Genomic DNA, 15,749 nt, shown 5'->3' on the forward strand with positions numbered 1-15,749 from the left:
GGGGTCCACGATACGGGGTGGGGCGCGGGGGCGGCGGGATGCAAGGGGAGGGCGGGGCCGGGGCCCCGCGGCGGGCTTGCTCCCCCGCCCGCCCCTCCCCGGGACCGGGGCTCCGCCCCGGCCCCGCGCCCCGAACGCCGACGGGGCTTGTTCTCGGCCCCGCTACTTCTCCGTGACGCCCGCGGAGTCGAACGTGGCCACCTCGTGTATCGCCCGCGCCGCGCTCTGCACGATCGGCAGCGCCAGCAGCGCACCCGTGCCCTCGCCGAGGCGGAGGTCGAGGTCGACCAGCGGGCGCAGGCCCAGCTTGTTGAGTGCGGCGACGTGACCGGGCTCGGCGCTGCGGTGGCCCGCGATGCAGGCGGCCAGGGCCTCGGGGGCGATCGCGCGGGCGACCAGGGCCGCGGCGCCCGCGCTCACGCCGTCGAGGATGACCGGTGTACGGAGCGAGGCACCGCCCAGCAGGAAACCGGCCATCGCCGCGTGTTCGAGGCCGCCGACCGCCGCCAGGACACCGATCGGGTCGGCCGGGTCGGGCTGGTGGAGTTCGAGGGCCCGGCGGACCACGTCGACCTTGCGGGCGTGCATCTCGTCGTTGATGCCGGTACCGCGACCGGTCACCTCCGCCGGGTCCATGCCCGTGTACACGCAGATCAGAGCGGCCGACGCGGTGGTGTTGGCGATGCCCATCTCACCGGTGAGCAGCCCCTTGTTGCCCGCCGCGACCAGATCGCGGGCGGTCTCGATACCGACCTCGACGGCCGCGAGGACCTCTTCGCGGGTGAGCGCGGGGCCGGTCGTGAAGTCGGCCGTTCCGGCGCGCACCTTGCGGGGAAGGAGCCCCGGCGTCGCGGGCAGTTCCATGGCCACACCGACGTCGACCACGCAGACCTCGGCGCCGACCTGGGCCGCGAACGCGTTGCAGACCGCGCCGCCGCCGAGGAAGTTGGCGACCATCTGGCCGGTGACCTCCTGCGGCCAGGCGGTGACGCCCTGGGCGTGCACCCCGTGGTCACCCGCGAAGATCGCGACGGCTGCGGGCTCCGGGATCGGCGGCGGGCACATCCGGGAGAGCCCCGACAGCTGCGCGGAGATGATCTCCAGCATGCCGAGCGCACCGGCGGGCTTCGTCATCCGCTTCTGCCGCTCCCACGCCTCGCCGAGTGCCTTGGCGTCCAGCGGGCGGATGTTGGAGATGGTCTCCTGGAGCAGGTCGTGCGGTTCCTCGCCGGGCAGGGCGCGGCGGCCGTACGTCTCCTCATGGACGACCCACGACAGCGGGCGGCGCTTGGACCAGCCCGCCTGCATCAGCTCGGGCTCCTCGGGGAACTCGTCGACGTAACCGACACAGAGGTACGCGACGACTTCGAGGTGCTCGGGCAGGCCCAGGGCGCGGACCATCTCGCGCTCGTCGAAGAAGCTGACCCAGCCGACGCCGAGACCCTCGGCGCGGGCGGCGAGCCAGAGGTTCTCGACGGCGAGTGCCGAGGAGTACGGGGCCATCTGCGGCTGGGTGTGCCGGCCGAGGGTGTGGCGGCCGCCGCGGGTGGGGTCGGCGGTGACGACGATGTTGACCGGGGTGTCGAGGATCGCCTCGATCTTCAGTTCCTTGAACTGCTTGGCCCGGCCCTTGGGAAGCGACTTGGCGTAGGCATCGCGTTGCCGCTGTGCCAGTTCGTGCATGGAACGGCGGGTCTCCGCCGAGCGGATGACGACGAAGTCCCAGGGCTGCGAGTGGCCGACACTGGGCGCCGTGTGCGCGGCTTCGAGGACGCGGAGCAGGACCTCGTGCGGAATCGGGTCGCTGCGGAAGCCGTTGCGGATGTCGCGGCGCTCGCGCATGACACGAAGCACCGCCTCGCGCTCGGCGTCGTCGTAGCCGGGAGCGGGCGGGGTGTCGGGGGCCCCGGTCTCCTCGAGCTCGGCCGCCCGGGGCTCGGGGGCCTCGGGGGCCTCGGGGGCCTCGGGGGCCTGAGCCTCCTCGGCGTCGGGCCGGGGCAGGCTCTCGGACCGCGGGGACTCCACCTGCGCGGTCACCGCGGCTTCCGCGCTGTCCGCGGGGGCCGTGCTGTCCGGGGTCTCGATGACCTCCGGTCCCCGCTCGGGCTCGGGCACCGCCTCGGGGGCGGGGGCCGGCGCGGTGACCGGCTCGGGCGCCTCGGTGGGCGCTACGGTCTCGGCGGTCTCGGCCGGCGCCGCGGCCTCGGCGGTCCGGGGCTGAGCGGGCTGGACCGGCTCCATGGCGATCGCCACACGCTCGGGTTCGGGTTCGGCCTCCGCGGCCTGCTCCACGACGGGCGTCGGTGCCAGGTGCGGTGTGGTCGGCACCGGGCCCTCCACGGGCACGGACCCACCCGCGGGAACGGGTTCCTGGACCTCCGCCGACGCGGCCTCCTCCGGCACGGCGGCGGCGGTCTCCACGGCGGGAGCCCCGGCGCCGGCCTCGGCCGCTGCCTCGATCCCTGTCCCGTCCTCGGGCCGGGACTCGGACTCGGGCTCGGCCTCTGCCGCGCCCTCGACGCCTGCCCCGGAAGAGACTTCGGAAGGAACCTCGGCCGGAACCTCGGAAGAAACCTCGGCCGGGGTCCCGGCAGCGGTCGGCATCGCGTCGGCCGCCGGAGCGCTCATGGCCTCCGCGGACGGCACCGGCGCGACCTGCACGGGCTGCGCCGCGGGCGCCGGCTCGGCGACCGGCTCGGCGACCGGCTCCGGAACGACCGTTTCTGCCGCCACCGGGGCGGCGACCGGCTCGGGTGCCTGGGCCGCCCACGGGCTGCCGCCCTGCGGCAGGATCTCACCGAGCTGCGGGCCCGGCAGTACGGCCGCCTCGTCGCCCGGCGCCTCGAAGTACTCGGGCCCGACGGTGGGCGGTCCCGCGTGGCGTGCGGGCGCCTGGGGCTGGACCTGCGTCTGGGGGGCGTCCGCGGGTCCCCGGTCGGCCAGCGAACGGACCACTCCGCCGGTCGGCGATCCGCCGTAGGACGGCCCGCCGTCGGCCACGACCGGACCGCGATGCAGCGGTCGGCGCACCGGAGTCTGGGTCTGGGGCTGCGGCTGGGGCGCCGGAGCGGGGGCCGGGGTGGGCGAGGGGATGCGTACGCCCCGCAGGTCGACCGAACCGGAGTCGCGGCCACCGGACTCGTGCGTCCCCTGGCCGCTCTCGGGCAGCGGTCCGGCCGCCGGCTGCTGCGCCGCGTACACGTCCGCAACCTGGACGGACTCCTGCACCTGTACCTGGACGGGTTCCTGCACCTGTACCTGCACGTACCCCTGGGGCTGCCCGGGGGCCTCGAAGGCGGACTGGGGGTGGGCCGCCTGTACCGCGGCCCGGCCCTGGTGGGGGCCCTGTTCGGGCAGTGCCGCCTGTGCGGGGACGCCCTCGGGGTACTGGCCGGGGGCCGGTACCGTCTGCGGGTCGCTCCAGGCGCCCTGGGGGCTCGGCATCAGCAGGACGTCGTCGTCCTCGGGCACATGCGCGGAGGGAGCGAGGAAGGTGTACGCATCCGGGGCGGCGACGCCCGGCTGCTCCACCATGCCTGCGTTCTCCGGCAGTCCCTCACCCGGGATCTGGCCGGTGTCGGTCATGCGTACCCCTCGCCCATCGTCAGTGCTCCTTCGGCCCTTCGCCCGGGACGCCCGAACACGCCACGCCGGCGCTCGTCAACAAGAACGAGCGGGCACGCCGCGCGGCACGAAACGGTCGCGGACATACTGCATTCTCGCGGCCGTTCGCCGCCGCGGCAGCTCATTTCGCCACGGCCCGCTGTGGACTGCGCCACGTCGCGCGTCCCCCGGTTCTGCCGTACCACAACGAGGGCCAAAACGGTCCCCTTTTCCGGACATTGACGAACGAAGCGACGAACGTCCAGCCGCGGTGCAACGATCGGCCAGCCTACCTCGCGCCGCATGCCGGGAGGGTCAGGGGGCGAGGTCCGAACGCAGCGCGGAGAGCAGGAACACGACCGAGCGTTCGCGCTCCGACCACACGGCCGTGTCGAGCTCGACGGACTGGAGGAGCGAACAGCGGACGGTGTACCCGTTCCCGGCGAGTGCCGCGCCGAGCGCCTCGGCCTCGTCGCGCGTGGAGGCATGGGTCACGATGCGTTCCGGACGGCGTTCGGTGACGGCGGTGGCGACGGGGACTCCGCCGCCCCCGATCCGTACGATGTCGGGCTCCGGCAGCCGCTCCAGCACATGCGGTGCCCGGCCCTCGACGACCTGGAGCTGGACTCCGAAGAAGCGGGCCGCCGCCGCGGTGCGGGCGCAGGCCGCCGGGTCGCTGTCGACCGCCAGGACCGCCGCCCCGAAGCGGGCGGCCTCCACGGCCAGGGCTCCGCTGCCGGAGCCGATGTCCCACAGGAGGTCGCCGGTACGGGGGCCCAGGCGGGCCAGTTGGGCGGCGCGCAGCCCGGGGGACCCGCCCTCGCCGCTCTCGTCCCCGGCGTCGGCGGGCCCGCCCGGGTAGGCCGCCGGGGGCAGTGCCCAGCCGCGTACGCCATGGGGGTGGCGGCCGGCGATCCAGGCGCCGGCGGCCTGCGGTTCGGGGCCGCCGCCGATGACGATCACGACGTTGGGGTCGCGCCAGACGTGGTCGGCGGCCTTCTCGGAGGTGACGACGCTGACCTGTTCCCGCGCGGTGCCGAGTTCCTCGCAGATGACGAAGGTGCGATGGACGCCTTCGAGGAGCAGGGCGAGTTCGGCGGGGCCCGCGCCCGGCGACGTGAGGACGGCGACCTTGTGGTGGGCGCGGCAGACGTTGACGGCGCGGCGCAGGGTGCGGGGGTGGGCGACGACGATCTGGGCGTCCTCCCACGGCATTCCGGCGCGGGCGAACGCGGTGGCGACGGAGGACACGGCGGGGACTACCTCGACTTCGAGGCCGTGCTCGGGCGCGCGGAGGCTGCGTACGACTCCGAAGAAGCCGGGGTCTCCGTCGGCGAGGACCACGGCGCTGCCGCGGTGTCCGGCGATCCGGCGGGCGGCCAGGTCGATGGAGCCCAGGCGGATCCGCTCGGCGTGCGCCGGGACTTCGGGGAGTGCGAGGTGGTGGGCGGCTCCGGCGACGAGCGTGGCGGCCGAGAGGGCGGCCGTGGCCGCTCCGGTCAGTGGCGAGCCGTCCCAGCCGATCACGGTGACCCGATCGGCCATCTGTCGTCAGTCTCCTGGAGTTGTCGCAGGTGGGGCTGCCCGTGAGGGCGGGCAGGGTGAGAGTACCCGGGTCCGCACCAGCGGGGCGCCGGGGCCCCTGCGGGGGGTCAGTTCCAGTCGTTGTAGGCGCCGTAGCCGCCCGCGTCCGCGAGTTGCTCGGCGACCCCTTCGAGGTCCTCGGGGAGCAGGCCCCAGACGATCAGGTCGGTCCTGATGTCGGTCCAGCTTCCGTCCTCCCTCTGGGTGCGCGCTATGCGGGCGTTGCGCAGGACTCCCTCACTGATGCAGCCGAGCTTCTGGGCGACCTGCTGCGAGGCGGTGTTGTCGGCGGCGGTGCGCAGCTCGATGCGCTCGAAGCCCTGGTCGCGGAAGAGCCACTGGGCCAGCGCGAGTACGGACTCGGTGGCGTACCCCTCGCCGCGCGCCCAGGGGGCGGTGATGTAGGCGGCCTCGGTGGCGAGGGTGCGCCAGTCGGTGTTGCGCAGGCGGACCGAGCCGACGAGCCGCTGGGTGAGGAATTCGGTGACGGCGAAGACGATGCCGTCACCGGTGGTGCGCTGCGCGGGGGCGATCCTGCGGACCCAGCGCTCGGCGTCGACGCGGGTGTAGGGGTGCGGGGCATCGGTCCAGGCGGTGACGAGTTCGTCGTTCATCATCTCGATGTACGCGGGGACGTCCGCCATGTCGAACGGGCGCAGCACCAACCGATCCGTGCTGATGGAGATGTCCGGAAAGGTGGAAGTCATGCGCAGCTCCATGCCGAAGACCGTGTAAAGGCACAGCATGCAGCATCGGCCCGGCGTTGTGCATGGGCGGGTCCGTACGACGGAGCCCCGCGCCCCCGTGGTGGTGGGGTGCGCGGGGCCCGTCGGGCAAATGCCGTGCGCGTGTCAGGACTTGGCCGCGCTGCCGAAGGCCGGGACGACCGAGCCCTGGTAGGTGTCCTCGATGAACTTCTTGACCTCGTCGGAGTGCAGGAGCTTCACGAGCTTCTCGACGCGGGCGTCCTTCTCGTTGCCCTTCTTCACGACGACGATGTTGGCGTACGGGTTGCCGTCCGCCTTCTCCAGCGCGAGGGCGTCCTCGGAGGGCTTGAGCTTGGCCTCGATGGCGTAGTTGCCGTTGATGACGGCGGCGTCCACGTCGTTCAGGGCGCGGGGCACGGTCGCGGCCTCCAGCTCCTTGAACTCCAGGCCCTTCTTGTCGGTGATGTCGCTCAGCTTGGCGTCGGTGCCGACGCCGGCCTTGAGGGTGATCAGGCCCTTCTCGGCGAGCAGCTGGAGGGCGCGGCCCTCGTTGGTGGTGTCGTTGGGCACCGCGATGGTCTGGCCGGACTTGATGTCGCCGATGGCCTTGACCTTCTTGGAGTAGAGGCCGAGGGGCTCCAGGTGGACGGTGCCGACGGAGACGAGGTGGGTGTTGTTCTTCTTGTTGAAGTCGTCGAGGTACGGCTGGTGCTGGAAGAAGTTGGCGTCGACCTGGCCGGTCTCGGTGGCGGTGTTCGGCAGGACGTAGTCCGTGAACTCCTTGACCTCCAGCTTGAGGCCCTCCTTCGCCGCCAGGTTCTTCTTGACGAAGTTCAGGATGTCGGCGTGCGGCGTCGGGGACGCGGCGACGACGAGCGCCTTGGAGGTGTCGGCCTTGGCGCCGGTCGCGCTCTTGGAGGCCGGGTCGGAGTCCGTACCGCAGGCGGTGAGGCCGAAGGCCAGGGCGGCGGTCGCGGCGGCGGCAGCGGTGATCTTGATGTTCTTGCGCACGAAAAGTGCCTCTTTCGGTGGTGAGGGTGGTGCGCCCGGACAAGGAGTTCGGGCTTGAGCGGAAAGGAGGTCTCAGGTGGTGGTGCGGCCCCGGCGGGCCAGCAGGCGTACGGCTCCGTCGCCGATCAGCTGGATCACGGTCACGATGACGATCAGCAGCGCGACGGTGATGAGCATGAACTGGTTGTCGAAGCGCTGGAATCCGTAGGTGACGGCCTTGGAGCCGAGCCCTTCGCCGCCGACCGCGCCGGCCATCGCCGAGTAGCCGATGAGCACGATGACGGTGGTGGTGGCGCCGGAGACGAGCGAGGGCAGCGCCTGCGGGAGCAGCACCTTGCGGACGATCGTCGGGATGGATCCGCCCATCGACTGGACGGCCTCGACGAGCCCGTGGTCGACCTCGCGGACGGCGGTCTCGACGAGCCGCGCGAAGAACGGGATGGCGCCGACGGCGAGCGGCACGATCATCGCGGTCGGGCCGATGAAGGTGCCGACGACCCAGGTGGTGAAGGGGATCAGGGCGATCAGCAGGATGATGAACGGCAGCGAACGGCCGATGTTCACGATCACGCCGATGATCTTGTTGACCGGGGTGTTCTGGAGCAGTCCGCCCTTGTCGGTGAGGACCAGCAGGACGCCGAGCGGCAGTCCCACGAGGACGGTGACGAGCGCGGACCAGAGCACCATGTAGAGGGTGTCGACGGTTCCCTGGGTGAGCAGCGGCTGCATTTCGGACCAGGTCACTTCGCCACCTCCTTGGTGAGCGGGGCGGGGGTCTGTACAGGGATGGCGGCGGGGTCGTGCTCCACGACCTCGGCCTGGAGTCCCTGCTCGCGCAGGAAGCCGATCGGAACGACGTTCTCCTCGAAGCGGCCGGGCAGCTCGATGCGCATCCGGCCGATCTGCTTGCCGCCGACGGTGTCCATCGCGGCGCCCAGGATCGAGATGTCGATGTTGTACGTACGGGAGAGCTGCGAGATCACCGGCTGGGTGGCGGCCTCGCCGTGGAAGGTGACGTCGACGACCGTGCGGTCGGGGCCGGAGGCCGTACCGCCGACGGGGAACAGCTCGTGGGCCAGTTCGGAGCCGGGGGTGGCGAGGAGTTCGCCGACGGTTCCGGACTCGATGATGCGCCCCTTCTGCATCAGCGCGGCGGAGTCGCAGATCGTCTTGACGACGTCCATCTCGTGCGTGATGAGCAGGACGGTCAGGCCGAGCTGCTGGTTGAGGTCGCGCAGCAGCTGGAGGATGGAGCGGGTGGTCTCGGGGTCGAGGGCGGAGGTCGCCTCGTCGGAGAGCAGCACCTTGGGGTCGCCGGCCAGTGCGCGGGCGATGCCGACGCGCTGCTTCTGGCCGCCGGAGAGCTGGCCGGGGTAGGCCTTGGCCTTGTCGGCGAGGCCGACCAGGTCGAGGAGTTCGAGGGCCTTGCGGGAGCGGTCCCTGCCCGGGACGCCGAGGATCTCCAGTGGGAGTTCGACGTTGTTCTGGACGGTGCGGGAGGCCAGCAGGTTGAAGTGCTGGAAGACCATGCCGATGCGGCTGCGTGCCTCGCGCAGTTCCCGGCCGGCCCGGCGGCCCCGGCCGGCGAGGGCGGTGAGGTCCTGGCCGGCCACGGTGACCGTGCCGGAGGTGGGGCGTTCCAGGAGGTTGACACAGCGGATGAGGGAGGATTTTCCGGCGCCGCTCTGTCCGATGACGCCGTACACCTCGCCCTCGCGGACGTGCAGGTCGACGCCGTCCAGGGCGGTGACCTCACGGCCGCGCGACTGGTAGACCTTGGTGAGGCCCGTAGTGGTGATCACAGGGTTTCCGTCACTGTCGAGTGCGCGGCGCGGTGTCCGCCGGGCACGGGGCATTCGTCTGATGGGACTGTCCGGACGTTTCGATCGGACGTCCCGGGCGGGGTCTCGGCACGGCCGGACGCGGCGGGTGGCCGGGGCAGCGGTGCTCGGGCGGGCTCGTTCCGCTGGGTGCGGACGGCTCGGGCTCGGTCTCGCTTCGGGGCGCGAGGATCGGGCGGGGGCCCTCAGAAGGTGCGCATTCGACACATACAACGAGCACCGGGCGTCGTGATCGCCTCGGTCGCAAGGGTGCGGTCGCTCGTCGTGGTCATGCGGCAAGTAAAACAGACGTAACGTTCCGCCCGACCAGCGTGTCCGTATAGCGGACAGCCGTGGATGGTGGCGCCGGCCGGCTGGGCGGGTTGTCGCGATTCCCGCTTTCCGGGCTGTGACCTGCACCGATGTGGCTGATTGGTCATCGATGACGCGTTCCGCGGCGGGTCCGGGGTGCTCGTGCGTTGTGGTCAAGGCCACGGTCCCGACCGCGGCCGGGGGCCCATCGGTACCGGAAGGGACCACGACACCGCGGGGGCCGTCCTCGGCCTCCGGCCGCCCGGCGCCGGTCCGCCCTCCGGGTGCGGGGGCGCACGCAGGGGGCCGTCCGGTCCGTAATACCCTCACCTCATGCTTGACGCCCTGACGGTCGCGGTCGCCGTGGCCGCGCTCGCCCTCACCGCCTGGTGCGGACTGGCCGCATACCGGGACCAGCCGACCAAGGACTGGCACTTCATCGGGATGGCCGTGGTCTCGCTGCTGGCGCTGGCCCAGCTGGTGGTGGGCATTGTGCAGCTGTCCCGGGGCGAACGGCCCGAGCAGGGCATGACGATCTTCATCGCGTATCTGATCGGGTCCTTCCTCGCCGTGCCCGCGGCCGGCTTCCTGTCGCTCACCGAGCGGACCCGGTGGGGTTCGGTGACGGTGGCGGCGGGCGCGGTCGTGCTGGCCGTCCTCGAAGTACGGCTCTACGACATCTGGGGAAACTGACCGTGACCGACACCGATCGCACCTCCTCCGCCGCCCCCACCGGCCAGAAGCAGCCCTTCGACCTCGGCACCGGTCCCGGCCGGGTACTGGTCTGGTTCTACGGGGTGTTCACCGTCGCGGCGGCCTCCCGCTCGATCGTCCAGATGATCCTGGACTTCGACCGGGCACCGCTCGCCTACGTGCTGTCGGCCGTCGCCGCCGTCGTGTACGGATTCATCACGTACTCGCTGGTGCGCGGTGGCGAGAGGGCGCGCAGGTCGGCGCTGGTGTGCTGCGCCGCCGAGCTCCTGGGTGTGCTGGTGGTGGGGACCTGGACGATGGTGGAACCCTCGGCGTTCGCCGACGCCACCGTCTGGTCCGACTTCGGCATGGGCTATCTGTTCATCCCGGTGATCCTGCCGATCACCGGGATGATGTGGCTGCGCCGCGCGAAGAACGCGTAGGACGGGGGCGTCGGACGCGAATCGGGCGGACGACGCGCAACCCGTGCGGCGTGCTGCCGGTGCTACGCGCTCGCCACGTAGGCGGGTGCGGTCGCGTCCTTCTCCAGCAGGATCATCCGGACGCCGTCCTGACCGGTCGCGTTGCCCACGGGGGCGTAACCGGCCCGCTGGTAGAGGCGCAGATTGCTCTCGCTGCGATGCCCGGTGTGCAGCCGGAAGCGGGTGGCCGACCGTTCGTCGGCGAGTCCCGACTCCGCGGCCCGCAGCAGCCGGGCGCCGAGGCCGTGCCCCTGGAGCCGCGGGTGGACGCAGAGCCGCCCGATCTGCCCGGTGCCGTCCTGATCGGTGGATCCGCGGACCGAACCGACGACTTCGTCGCCCAGCCGCGCCACGAACACCAGCTGTGTGGCGATCTCGGCGCGCACCGAATCGAGCGTCTGGACGAGCGGGTCGATCCGGTAGTTCCCGTACAGCTCCGCCTCGCTCTGGAAGCAGAGGTACTGAAGTTTCAAGATCTGTTCGGCGTCCTGTGCCGTCGCCGCCGAGATGATCACACTCATGCCCATGTGCGCATGCCTCCGCCCACCTGATCCACCGGTTGTCTAACGCTCCTTTCCCCGCGGTTCAGGAGCGACAACCTCCGCCGCCAGCATTCTGCGCAGACATCCAAGGCATCGGGAACGGACCGGACCCAAACTCCCCTGTGACATACCCAACTTCCCTGCGATTTCCCGGTAGGTGGGATCTCCGGGCGCGAGCATCGCCGCCAGCAGCCGGGCGCAGCGGCCGGGCAGCCGGTCCACCGCGGCGTGCAGCGCCCGGCGTTCGTCGGCTCCCACGGCGATCCGCTCGGGGCAGCCGGCCGGATCCGCGGACGTCTCGTCGCGGTAGGGGCGTTCGTGCCGGGCGGTACGGCGGGCCCGGCGGGCCTCGGCCCGTACGGCGTCCCGCACCCAGCGCGCCGTGTCCGCCGGCGGCCCGCCCACCGCGAGCCGCTCCAGCAGCCGCAGCCAGACCGCCTGTTCGAGGTCGGCCGGTTCGACCGCCGGGCCCGTCGCCGAGGCGGCCGCCTCGGCCGTGGCCTCGGCACTCACCAGCGGACGGAGCGTTCGGACGACGGCCGCGGGGGCGGCCTCGGGCCCGGCGGGGGCGAGATCGGGAAGCGTCATGCTCCGGCAAACGCATCCGCACCGGCGGCCGGTTGCCGTACCCGGTGCGCACCACCCGACCGGGGCACGCCCCGGCCGGGTGCTGACGCCGGTCTCACTTCGCGGCGAAGTCCGCCGCGGCGAGAAGGGCCGTGTCCGGGTTGTCGGAGAAGATTCCGTCGATCCCCGTCGCGAAGTACGTCCGGAACGCGCCGAACGCGTCGCCGTAGGCGTTGGGGTCCGTGCCGCGCCGGAAGTCGGCGGGCAGGAAGGTGTTCTCGTTGCGCATGGTGTAGGGGTGCAGGACCAGGCCCCGGGCGTGCGCGTCCTTCACGAGGGTGGTCGGCGCGGTGAGCCGCCCCGAGGCGTCCTTGGGAATGATCAGGTCCAGGGTGGGCCCGATGCCCTGGGCGAAGGAGGCCATCCACTTCAGGCCCTCGGGCTTCACCAGGTCGGCGACGGTGCGCGGGTCGCCGGAGGTGACGAAGTCCCAGGGGCGCTCGCCCGCGCCGGAGAGCAGGACGACGCGCGGGGTGGCGACGAGTCCGGCCAGGCGCTGGATGCTGCCGGGCTCGAAGGACTGGAGGATGAGCGGCGACTGCTTGCGGTGGCGGTTGTAGCGGCGCAGCAGCTTGGCGAGGGGCTCTTCGAGGCCGAGGCCGAGGCCGCGGAAGTAGGTGGGGTGCTTGGTCTCGACGTACAGCCAGACCGGCTTGCCGCGCTTGCGTCCCTCGCGGTCGGCCCAGCGCAGCACCTCCTCGAAGGTGGGGATCTCCCAGCGGCCGTCGTAGAGCGTGTTCTTCTGGCGGGTGCCGGGGATGCGCTCCTTGGCCCGCAGTGTCTTCAGCTCGGCAAGGGTGAAGTCCTCGGTGAACCAGCCGGTGAGCGAGACCCCGTCCACCTTCTTCGTGGTCTTCCGGCTCGCGAACTCGGGGTGGGCGGAGACGTCGGTGGTGGCGGTGATGTCGTTCTCGTGGCGGCAGACGAGATGGCCGTCCTTGGTCGGCACCAGGTCCTGCTCGACGATGTGCGCGCCCATGTCGAGGGCCAGCTGGTAGGAGCCGAGGGTGTGCTCGGGCCGGTAGCCGCTGGTGCCGCGGTGTCCGATGACGGTCGGCACCGGCAGATCGAGGCGGAAGCCGTGGCCGCCGCCGTGGCCGTCCGGCCGTTCGGCGGCGTTCTGGGCGGCGCCGGCCGGGCCGCCGGCCAGTCCGAGGGCGGCCGTACCCAGTACGGCGGCCCCCGCCCCGAGCAGGGTCCTGCGGCCGGGACCTGCCTGTGCGCGCTCTGTCATGAATGCTCCTCGCGTGTGATGTCTCGCACCTGTCGGACGCGGCCCGAGCGTAGGCAGTCGTACCGTCTCAGGAGCAGCTCCTGGGCGAACATGGCGGAAACAGACGTCAACACTGCGTATCCACTCGGTGAACCCGATGTGCGGTAAGCGAGTACCCGCGAGTATCGTCCTCACCTGCATGGACCGTCACGATCCCGCGCCTCGGCCGGCCCGGCCACTACACCGGAGGAACCGTTGTCCCGACACGCACTCATCAAGGCAGTGCTCGGACCGATCTTGCGCCTGATGTTCCGCCCCCAGGTGGAGGGTGTGGAGAACATCCCCGGGGACGGTCCGGTGATCCTCGCGGGCAACCATCTGACGTTCATCGACTCGATGATCATGCCGATCTGCTGCGACCGGCCGGTGTACTACATCGGCAAGGACGAGTACGTGACGGGCAAGGGGTTCAAGGGCCGGGCGATGGCCTGGTTCTTCACGGGCTGCGGCATGATCCCGGTGGACCGGGACGGCGGCCGCGGCGGTGTAGCGGCGCTGATGACGGGCCGTCGGGTACTGGAGGAGGGCAAGGCCTTCGCCATCTACCCGGAGGGCACCCGCTCCCCCGACGGCCGCCTCTACCGGGGCCGTACGGGCATCGCCCGGCTGACGCTGATGACGGGTGCGCCGGTGGTGCCCTTCGCGATGATCGGCACGGACAAGCTGCAGCCCGGGGGTGCCGGTCTGCCCCGTCCCGGCAAGGTGACGGTCCGGTTCGGCGAGCCGATGGAGTTCTCCCGCTACGAGGGCATGGACCGCGACCGCTATGTGCTGCGGGCGGTCACCGACTCCGTGATGGCCGAAGTAATGCGGCTGTCCGGTCAGGAGTACGTCGACATGTACGCCACGAAGGCCAAGGCCGCGTGAGCTGACGCACGGCGCATGGCATGGGGAAGGGCCCGTCTCCGGACGGGCCCTTCCCCATGCCGTCCCGGCCCGTGCGGGCCGGGACGCGGGCGGCTACTGGTGGACGATGCCCTCCTCCAGCTTCTGACCGCGCAACAGGAACCAGGCGGTGAGGGCCGTCGCCAGCAGGACCGCCGCGCCGACACCCGCGGCGAGCCGCAGCCCGTCGACGAACGACTCCTGTGCGGCGGAGACCAGCGCACCCGCCTGGTGCGCCGGAAGGCCGTGGGCCGCTTCGACGGCGCCGCCCAGCGATTCGTGGGCCGCTGCCGCATTGGCCGACGGGACGCCCTTCGGGGTGACGAAGTCCTGGTAGACACCGGTGACGATGGAGCCGAGCAGGGCGATGCCGAGGGCCGCGCCGAGTTCGTACGCCGTCTCGGAGACCGCGCCCGCGGAGCCCGCCTGCTCCTTCGGGACGCTGGAGAGGATCACGTCGGAGGTGACGGTGAAGGCGAAGCCCGCGCCGACGCCGACGACCAGCAGCACCGCGCCGATCAGCGGGTAGGCGGTCTCCTTGTGGATCAGGGTGACCGCGGCGAGCGCCAGGCCGATCGCCGCCAGGCCGCCGGAGACCACGGACCGTACGGAGTAGCGGCGGGCCACCACACCGGCGAGCAGCCCCGCGGTGACCGCGCCGGCGGCCGCGGGCAGTTCGGCGAGCCCCGCCTCCAGCGGTCCGCGTCCTTGGACCAGTTGCAGGAACTGGGAGAGGAAGAAGACCAGCCCGGACAGGCCGAGGATGGTCAGCAGGTCGGCGAGGACGGCGCCCGAGAAGCCCCGGTGGTGGAAGAGCCGCATGTCCAGCAGGGGCGCGGGGAGCGTGAGCTGCCGGCGTACGAACCAGCAGAGCGCGGCCAGACCGCCGAAGCCGGCGGCGGCGACGCCCCAGCTCGTACCGTGCGCGGCCAGCTCCTTGATGGCGTACACGACACCGATCATGCCGATGAAGGAGAGCGCCACGCTGAGCAGGTCCCAGGGGCCCGGCGCCGGATTCTTCGACTCGGGGATCATCTTGGCGCCGACGACCACCAGGACGGCCATGACGGGCAGGTTGATCAGGAAGACCGAGCCCCACCAGAAGTGTTCCAGCAGGAACCCGCCGACGACGGGGCCGACGGCCGCGCCCGCGGAGGCCATGGCTCCCCAGATGCCGATGGCGAGGCTGCGCTCGCGCGGGTCGTGGAAGAGGTTGCGGATCAGGGCGAGCGTGGACGGCATCAGGGTGGCGCCCGCGACACCGAGCAGCGCCCTCGCCAGGATCATCATCTCGGGGGTGCTCGCGTACGCGTTGAGCACGGAGACCGCGCCGAAGGCGACGGCACCGGTCAGCAGCAGCTTCTTGCGGCCGATGCGGTCACCGAGGCTGCCCATGGAGACCAGGAGCCCGGCGATGACGAAGGAGTAGACGTCGCCGATCCAGAGCAGCTGGGTGCCGGACGGCTTGAGGTCCTCGGTGAGGAAGGGGGTGGCGAGGCCGAGGACCGTGGCATCGACGGCCACGAGCAGCACCGCGAGGACGAGGACGGCCAGGGCTATCCACCGCCCCGGCCGGCGCAGCTCCTGGGCGGTCGGGGCGTGCTGTTCGAGACTGCTCATTGCTCTACGCTCCGGCGTGCGCCGCCGAGCAGCAACTCGACGATCATGTACTGGAAGTCCTTCCCGGCGACCCGGCCCTCCTGGACGGCCCAGGCCCCGGCGGAGATGAGCCCGTAGAGGGCCTCGGTCAGCCAGGCGGGGGTGAGGTCGATACGGAACTCGCCGCGCTCCTGGCCGCGCCTGAAGAAGGCGGAGACCCGGGCGTCGAGCCCGTTCCAGCCCTCGTTCACCTCGTCGCCCTCGAAGAGCTGATTCTCCGTGACGAGGAAGGAGAGGAGTCCGGCGCTCGGCTCGATGGCGGCGATCAGCCGGCGCAGCGCCTCCTCGGAGGTGCCCTCGTCGAGCACGGCGGCGTCCAGAGCCGCTCCGAACTCCTGGATTCCGAGGTTCTCCAATGCCCTGACCAGGGCGTCCCGTCCGGCGAAGTGCCGGTGCAGGGTGGCGCGTCCGATACCTGCGGCTCTGGCGACCTCGTCCATGGTGGCGGTCGATCTGCGGGTCAGCAGGGCGGCTGCGCTGCGCAGCACCTGCTCACGGTCGAGAGTCATGAGACAACCATAAACCATATGAGACACAAATGTCTCACCGTA

Annotated in this window: 14 protein-coding genes; 3 read left to right on the forward strand and 11 right to left on the reverse strand. The window is 71.7% G+C overall.

Features of this window, described 5'->3' with window-relative positions:
- Positions 1–162 precede the first annotated feature (162 nt).
- The 6 genes from cobT to ACIOMQ_RS15380 form a co-directional block, all read right to left on the reverse strand.
- Complete coding sequence (cobT, locus tag ACIOMQ_RS15355) at positions 163–3,585, reverse strand: nicotinate-nucleotide--dimethylbenzimidazole phosphoribosyltransferase (protein ID WP_402189177.1); 3,423 nt, start codon at positions 3,583–3,585, stop codon at positions 163–165.
- A 333-nt stretch (positions 3,586–3,918) separates the two neighbouring features.
- Complete coding sequence (gene cbiE / locus ACIOMQ_RS15360; RefSeq protein WP_401755447.1) at positions 3,919–5,148, reverse strand: precorrin-6y C5,15-methyltransferase (decarboxylating) subunit CbiE; 1,230 nt, start codon at positions 5,146–5,148, stop codon at positions 3,919–3,921.
- Between the two features lie 107 nt (positions 5,149–5,255).
- Positions 5,256–5,933, reverse strand: a complete 678-nt coding sequence (locus tag ACIOMQ_RS15365) for a GNAT family N-acetyltransferase (protein ID WP_401755444.1) — start codon at positions 5,931–5,933, stop codon at positions 5,256–5,258.
- Between the two features lie 105 nt (positions 5,934–6,038).
- Positions 6,039–6,905 carry a MetQ/NlpA family ABC transporter substrate-binding protein gene (locus ACIOMQ_RS15370; RefSeq protein WP_362205509.1) on the reverse strand — a complete coding sequence of 289 codons (867 nt, stop codon included), beginning with the start codon at positions 6,903–6,905 and terminating at the stop codon, positions 6,039–6,041.
- A gap of 72 nt (positions 6,906–6,977) precedes the next feature.
- Complete coding sequence (locus ACIOMQ_RS15375) at positions 6,978–7,649, reverse strand: methionine ABC transporter permease (RefSeq protein ID WP_362205506.1); 672 nt, start codon at positions 7,647–7,649, stop codon at positions 6,978–6,980.
- The gene (locus tag ACIOMQ_RS15380) at positions 7,646–8,707 is read right to left on the reverse strand and encodes an ATP-binding cassette domain-containing protein (RefSeq protein WP_362205503.1); all 1,062 of its coding nucleotides are present in this window, start codon (positions 8,705–8,707) and stop codon (positions 7,646–7,648) included. Before ACIOMQ_RS15380 ends, ACIOMQ_RS15375 begins: the two co-directional genes overlap by 4 nt.
- A gap of 663 nt (positions 8,708–9,370) precedes the next feature.
- On the opposite strand from ACIOMQ_RS15380, the gene ACIOMQ_RS15385 reads away from it, so the two are divergent.
- A complete protein-coding gene (locus ACIOMQ_RS15385) occupies positions 9,371–9,730 on the forward strand; it encodes a hypothetical protein (RefSeq protein WP_401267308.1) in 360 nt (119 codons plus the stop codon).
- A gap of 2 nt (positions 9,731–9,732) precedes the next feature.
- Entirely contained in the window at positions 9,733–10,173 is a 441-nt protein-coding gene (locus ACIOMQ_RS15390) for a hypothetical protein (RefSeq protein ID WP_362205497.1), read from the forward strand.
- Between the two features lie 62 nt (positions 10,174–10,235).
- Here ACIOMQ_RS15390 and ACIOMQ_RS15395 read toward each other — a convergent pair whose 3' ends face one another.
- The 3 genes from ACIOMQ_RS15395 to ACIOMQ_RS15405 form a co-directional block, all read right to left on the reverse strand.
- Entirely contained in the window at positions 10,236–10,739 is a 504-nt protein-coding gene (locus tag ACIOMQ_RS15395; protein WP_362205494.1) for a GNAT family N-acetyltransferase, read from the reverse strand.
- Positions 10,740–10,775: 36 nt separating this feature from the next.
- Positions 10,776–11,342 (reverse strand): sigma-70 family RNA polymerase sigma factor, encoded by a 567-nt coding sequence (locus ACIOMQ_RS15400; protein ID WP_401267314.1) that lies wholly within the window; start codon positions 11,340–11,342, stop codon positions 10,776–10,778.
- A 94-nt stretch (positions 11,343–11,436) separates the two neighbouring features.
- Complete coding sequence (locus ACIOMQ_RS15405) at positions 11,437–12,615, reverse strand: glycerophosphodiester phosphodiesterase (RefSeq protein WP_401755439.1); 1,179 nt, start codon at positions 12,613–12,615, stop codon at positions 11,437–11,439.
- Positions 12,616–12,849: 234 nt separating this feature from the next.
- Between ACIOMQ_RS15405 and ACIOMQ_RS15410 the strand changes: the two genes are divergently transcribed.
- Entirely contained in the window at positions 12,850–13,521 is a 672-nt protein-coding gene (locus ACIOMQ_RS15410) for a lysophospholipid acyltransferase family protein (RefSeq protein WP_362205485.1), read from the forward strand.
- Positions 13,522–13,614: 93 nt separating this feature from the next.
- On the opposite strand, the gene ACIOMQ_RS15415 is transcribed toward ACIOMQ_RS15410, so the two are convergent.
- Together ACIOMQ_RS15415 and ACIOMQ_RS15420 are read right to left on the reverse strand one after the other, a co-directional pair.
- Positions 13,615–15,159 (reverse strand): MFS transporter, encoded by a 1,545-nt coding sequence (locus tag ACIOMQ_RS15415; RefSeq protein ID WP_362205482.1) that lies wholly within the window; start codon positions 15,157–15,159, stop codon positions 13,615–13,617.
- Positions 15,156–15,707 (reverse strand): TetR/AcrR family transcriptional regulator, encoded by a 552-nt coding sequence (locus tag ACIOMQ_RS15420; RefSeq protein ID WP_401267570.1) that lies wholly within the window; start codon positions 15,705–15,707, stop codon positions 15,156–15,158. The genes ACIOMQ_RS15415 and ACIOMQ_RS15420 overlap by 4 nt, the downstream gene beginning before the upstream one ends.
- Positions 15,708–15,749: the final 42 nt, after the last annotated feature.

The sequence above is a fragment of the Streptomyces sp. NPDC087845 genome, from assembly GCF_044742755.1.
Taxonomy (GTDB): domain Bacteria; phylum Actinomycetota; class Actinomycetes; order Streptomycetales; family Streptomycetaceae; genus Streptomyces.

Excerpts from the sequence above, each read along its gene's own strand:
- ACIOMQ_RS15415 (WP_362205482.1), bottom strand. The coding sequence starts at position 15,159 with ATGAGCAGTCTCGAACAGCACGCCCCGACCGCCCAGGAGCTGCGCCGG.
- ACIOMQ_RS15420 (WP_401267570.1), bottom strand. The coding sequence starts at position 15,707 with ATGACTCTCGACCGTGAGCAGGTGCTGCGCAGCGCAGCCGCCCTGCTG.
- cobT (WP_402189177.1), bottom strand. The coding sequence starts at position 3,585 with ATGACCGACACCGGCCAGATCCCGGGTGAGGGACTGCCGGAGAACGCA.
- cbiE (WP_401755447.1), bottom strand. The coding sequence starts at position 5,148 with ATGGCCGATCGGGTCACCGTGATCGGCTGGGACGGCTCGCCACTGACC.
- ACIOMQ_RS15400 (WP_401267314.1), bottom strand. The coding sequence starts at position 11,342 with ATGACGCTTCCCGATCTCGCCCCCGCCGGGCCCGAGGCCGCCCCCGCG.
- ACIOMQ_RS15385 (WP_401267308.1), top strand. The coding sequence starts at position 9,371 with ATGCTTGACGCCCTGACGGTCGCGGTCGCCGTGGCCGCGCTCGCCCTC.
- ACIOMQ_RS15395 (WP_362205494.1), bottom strand. The coding sequence starts at position 10,739 with ATGGGCATGAGTGTGATCATCTCGGCGGCGACGGCACAGGACGCCGAA.
- ACIOMQ_RS15365 (WP_401755444.1), bottom strand. The coding sequence starts at position 5,933 with ATGCTGTGCCTTTACACGGTCTTCGGCATGGAGCTGCGCATGACTTCC.
- ACIOMQ_RS15405 (WP_401755439.1), bottom strand. The coding sequence starts at position 12,615 with ATGACAGAGCGCGCACAGGCAGGTCCCGGCCGCAGGACCCTGCTCGGG.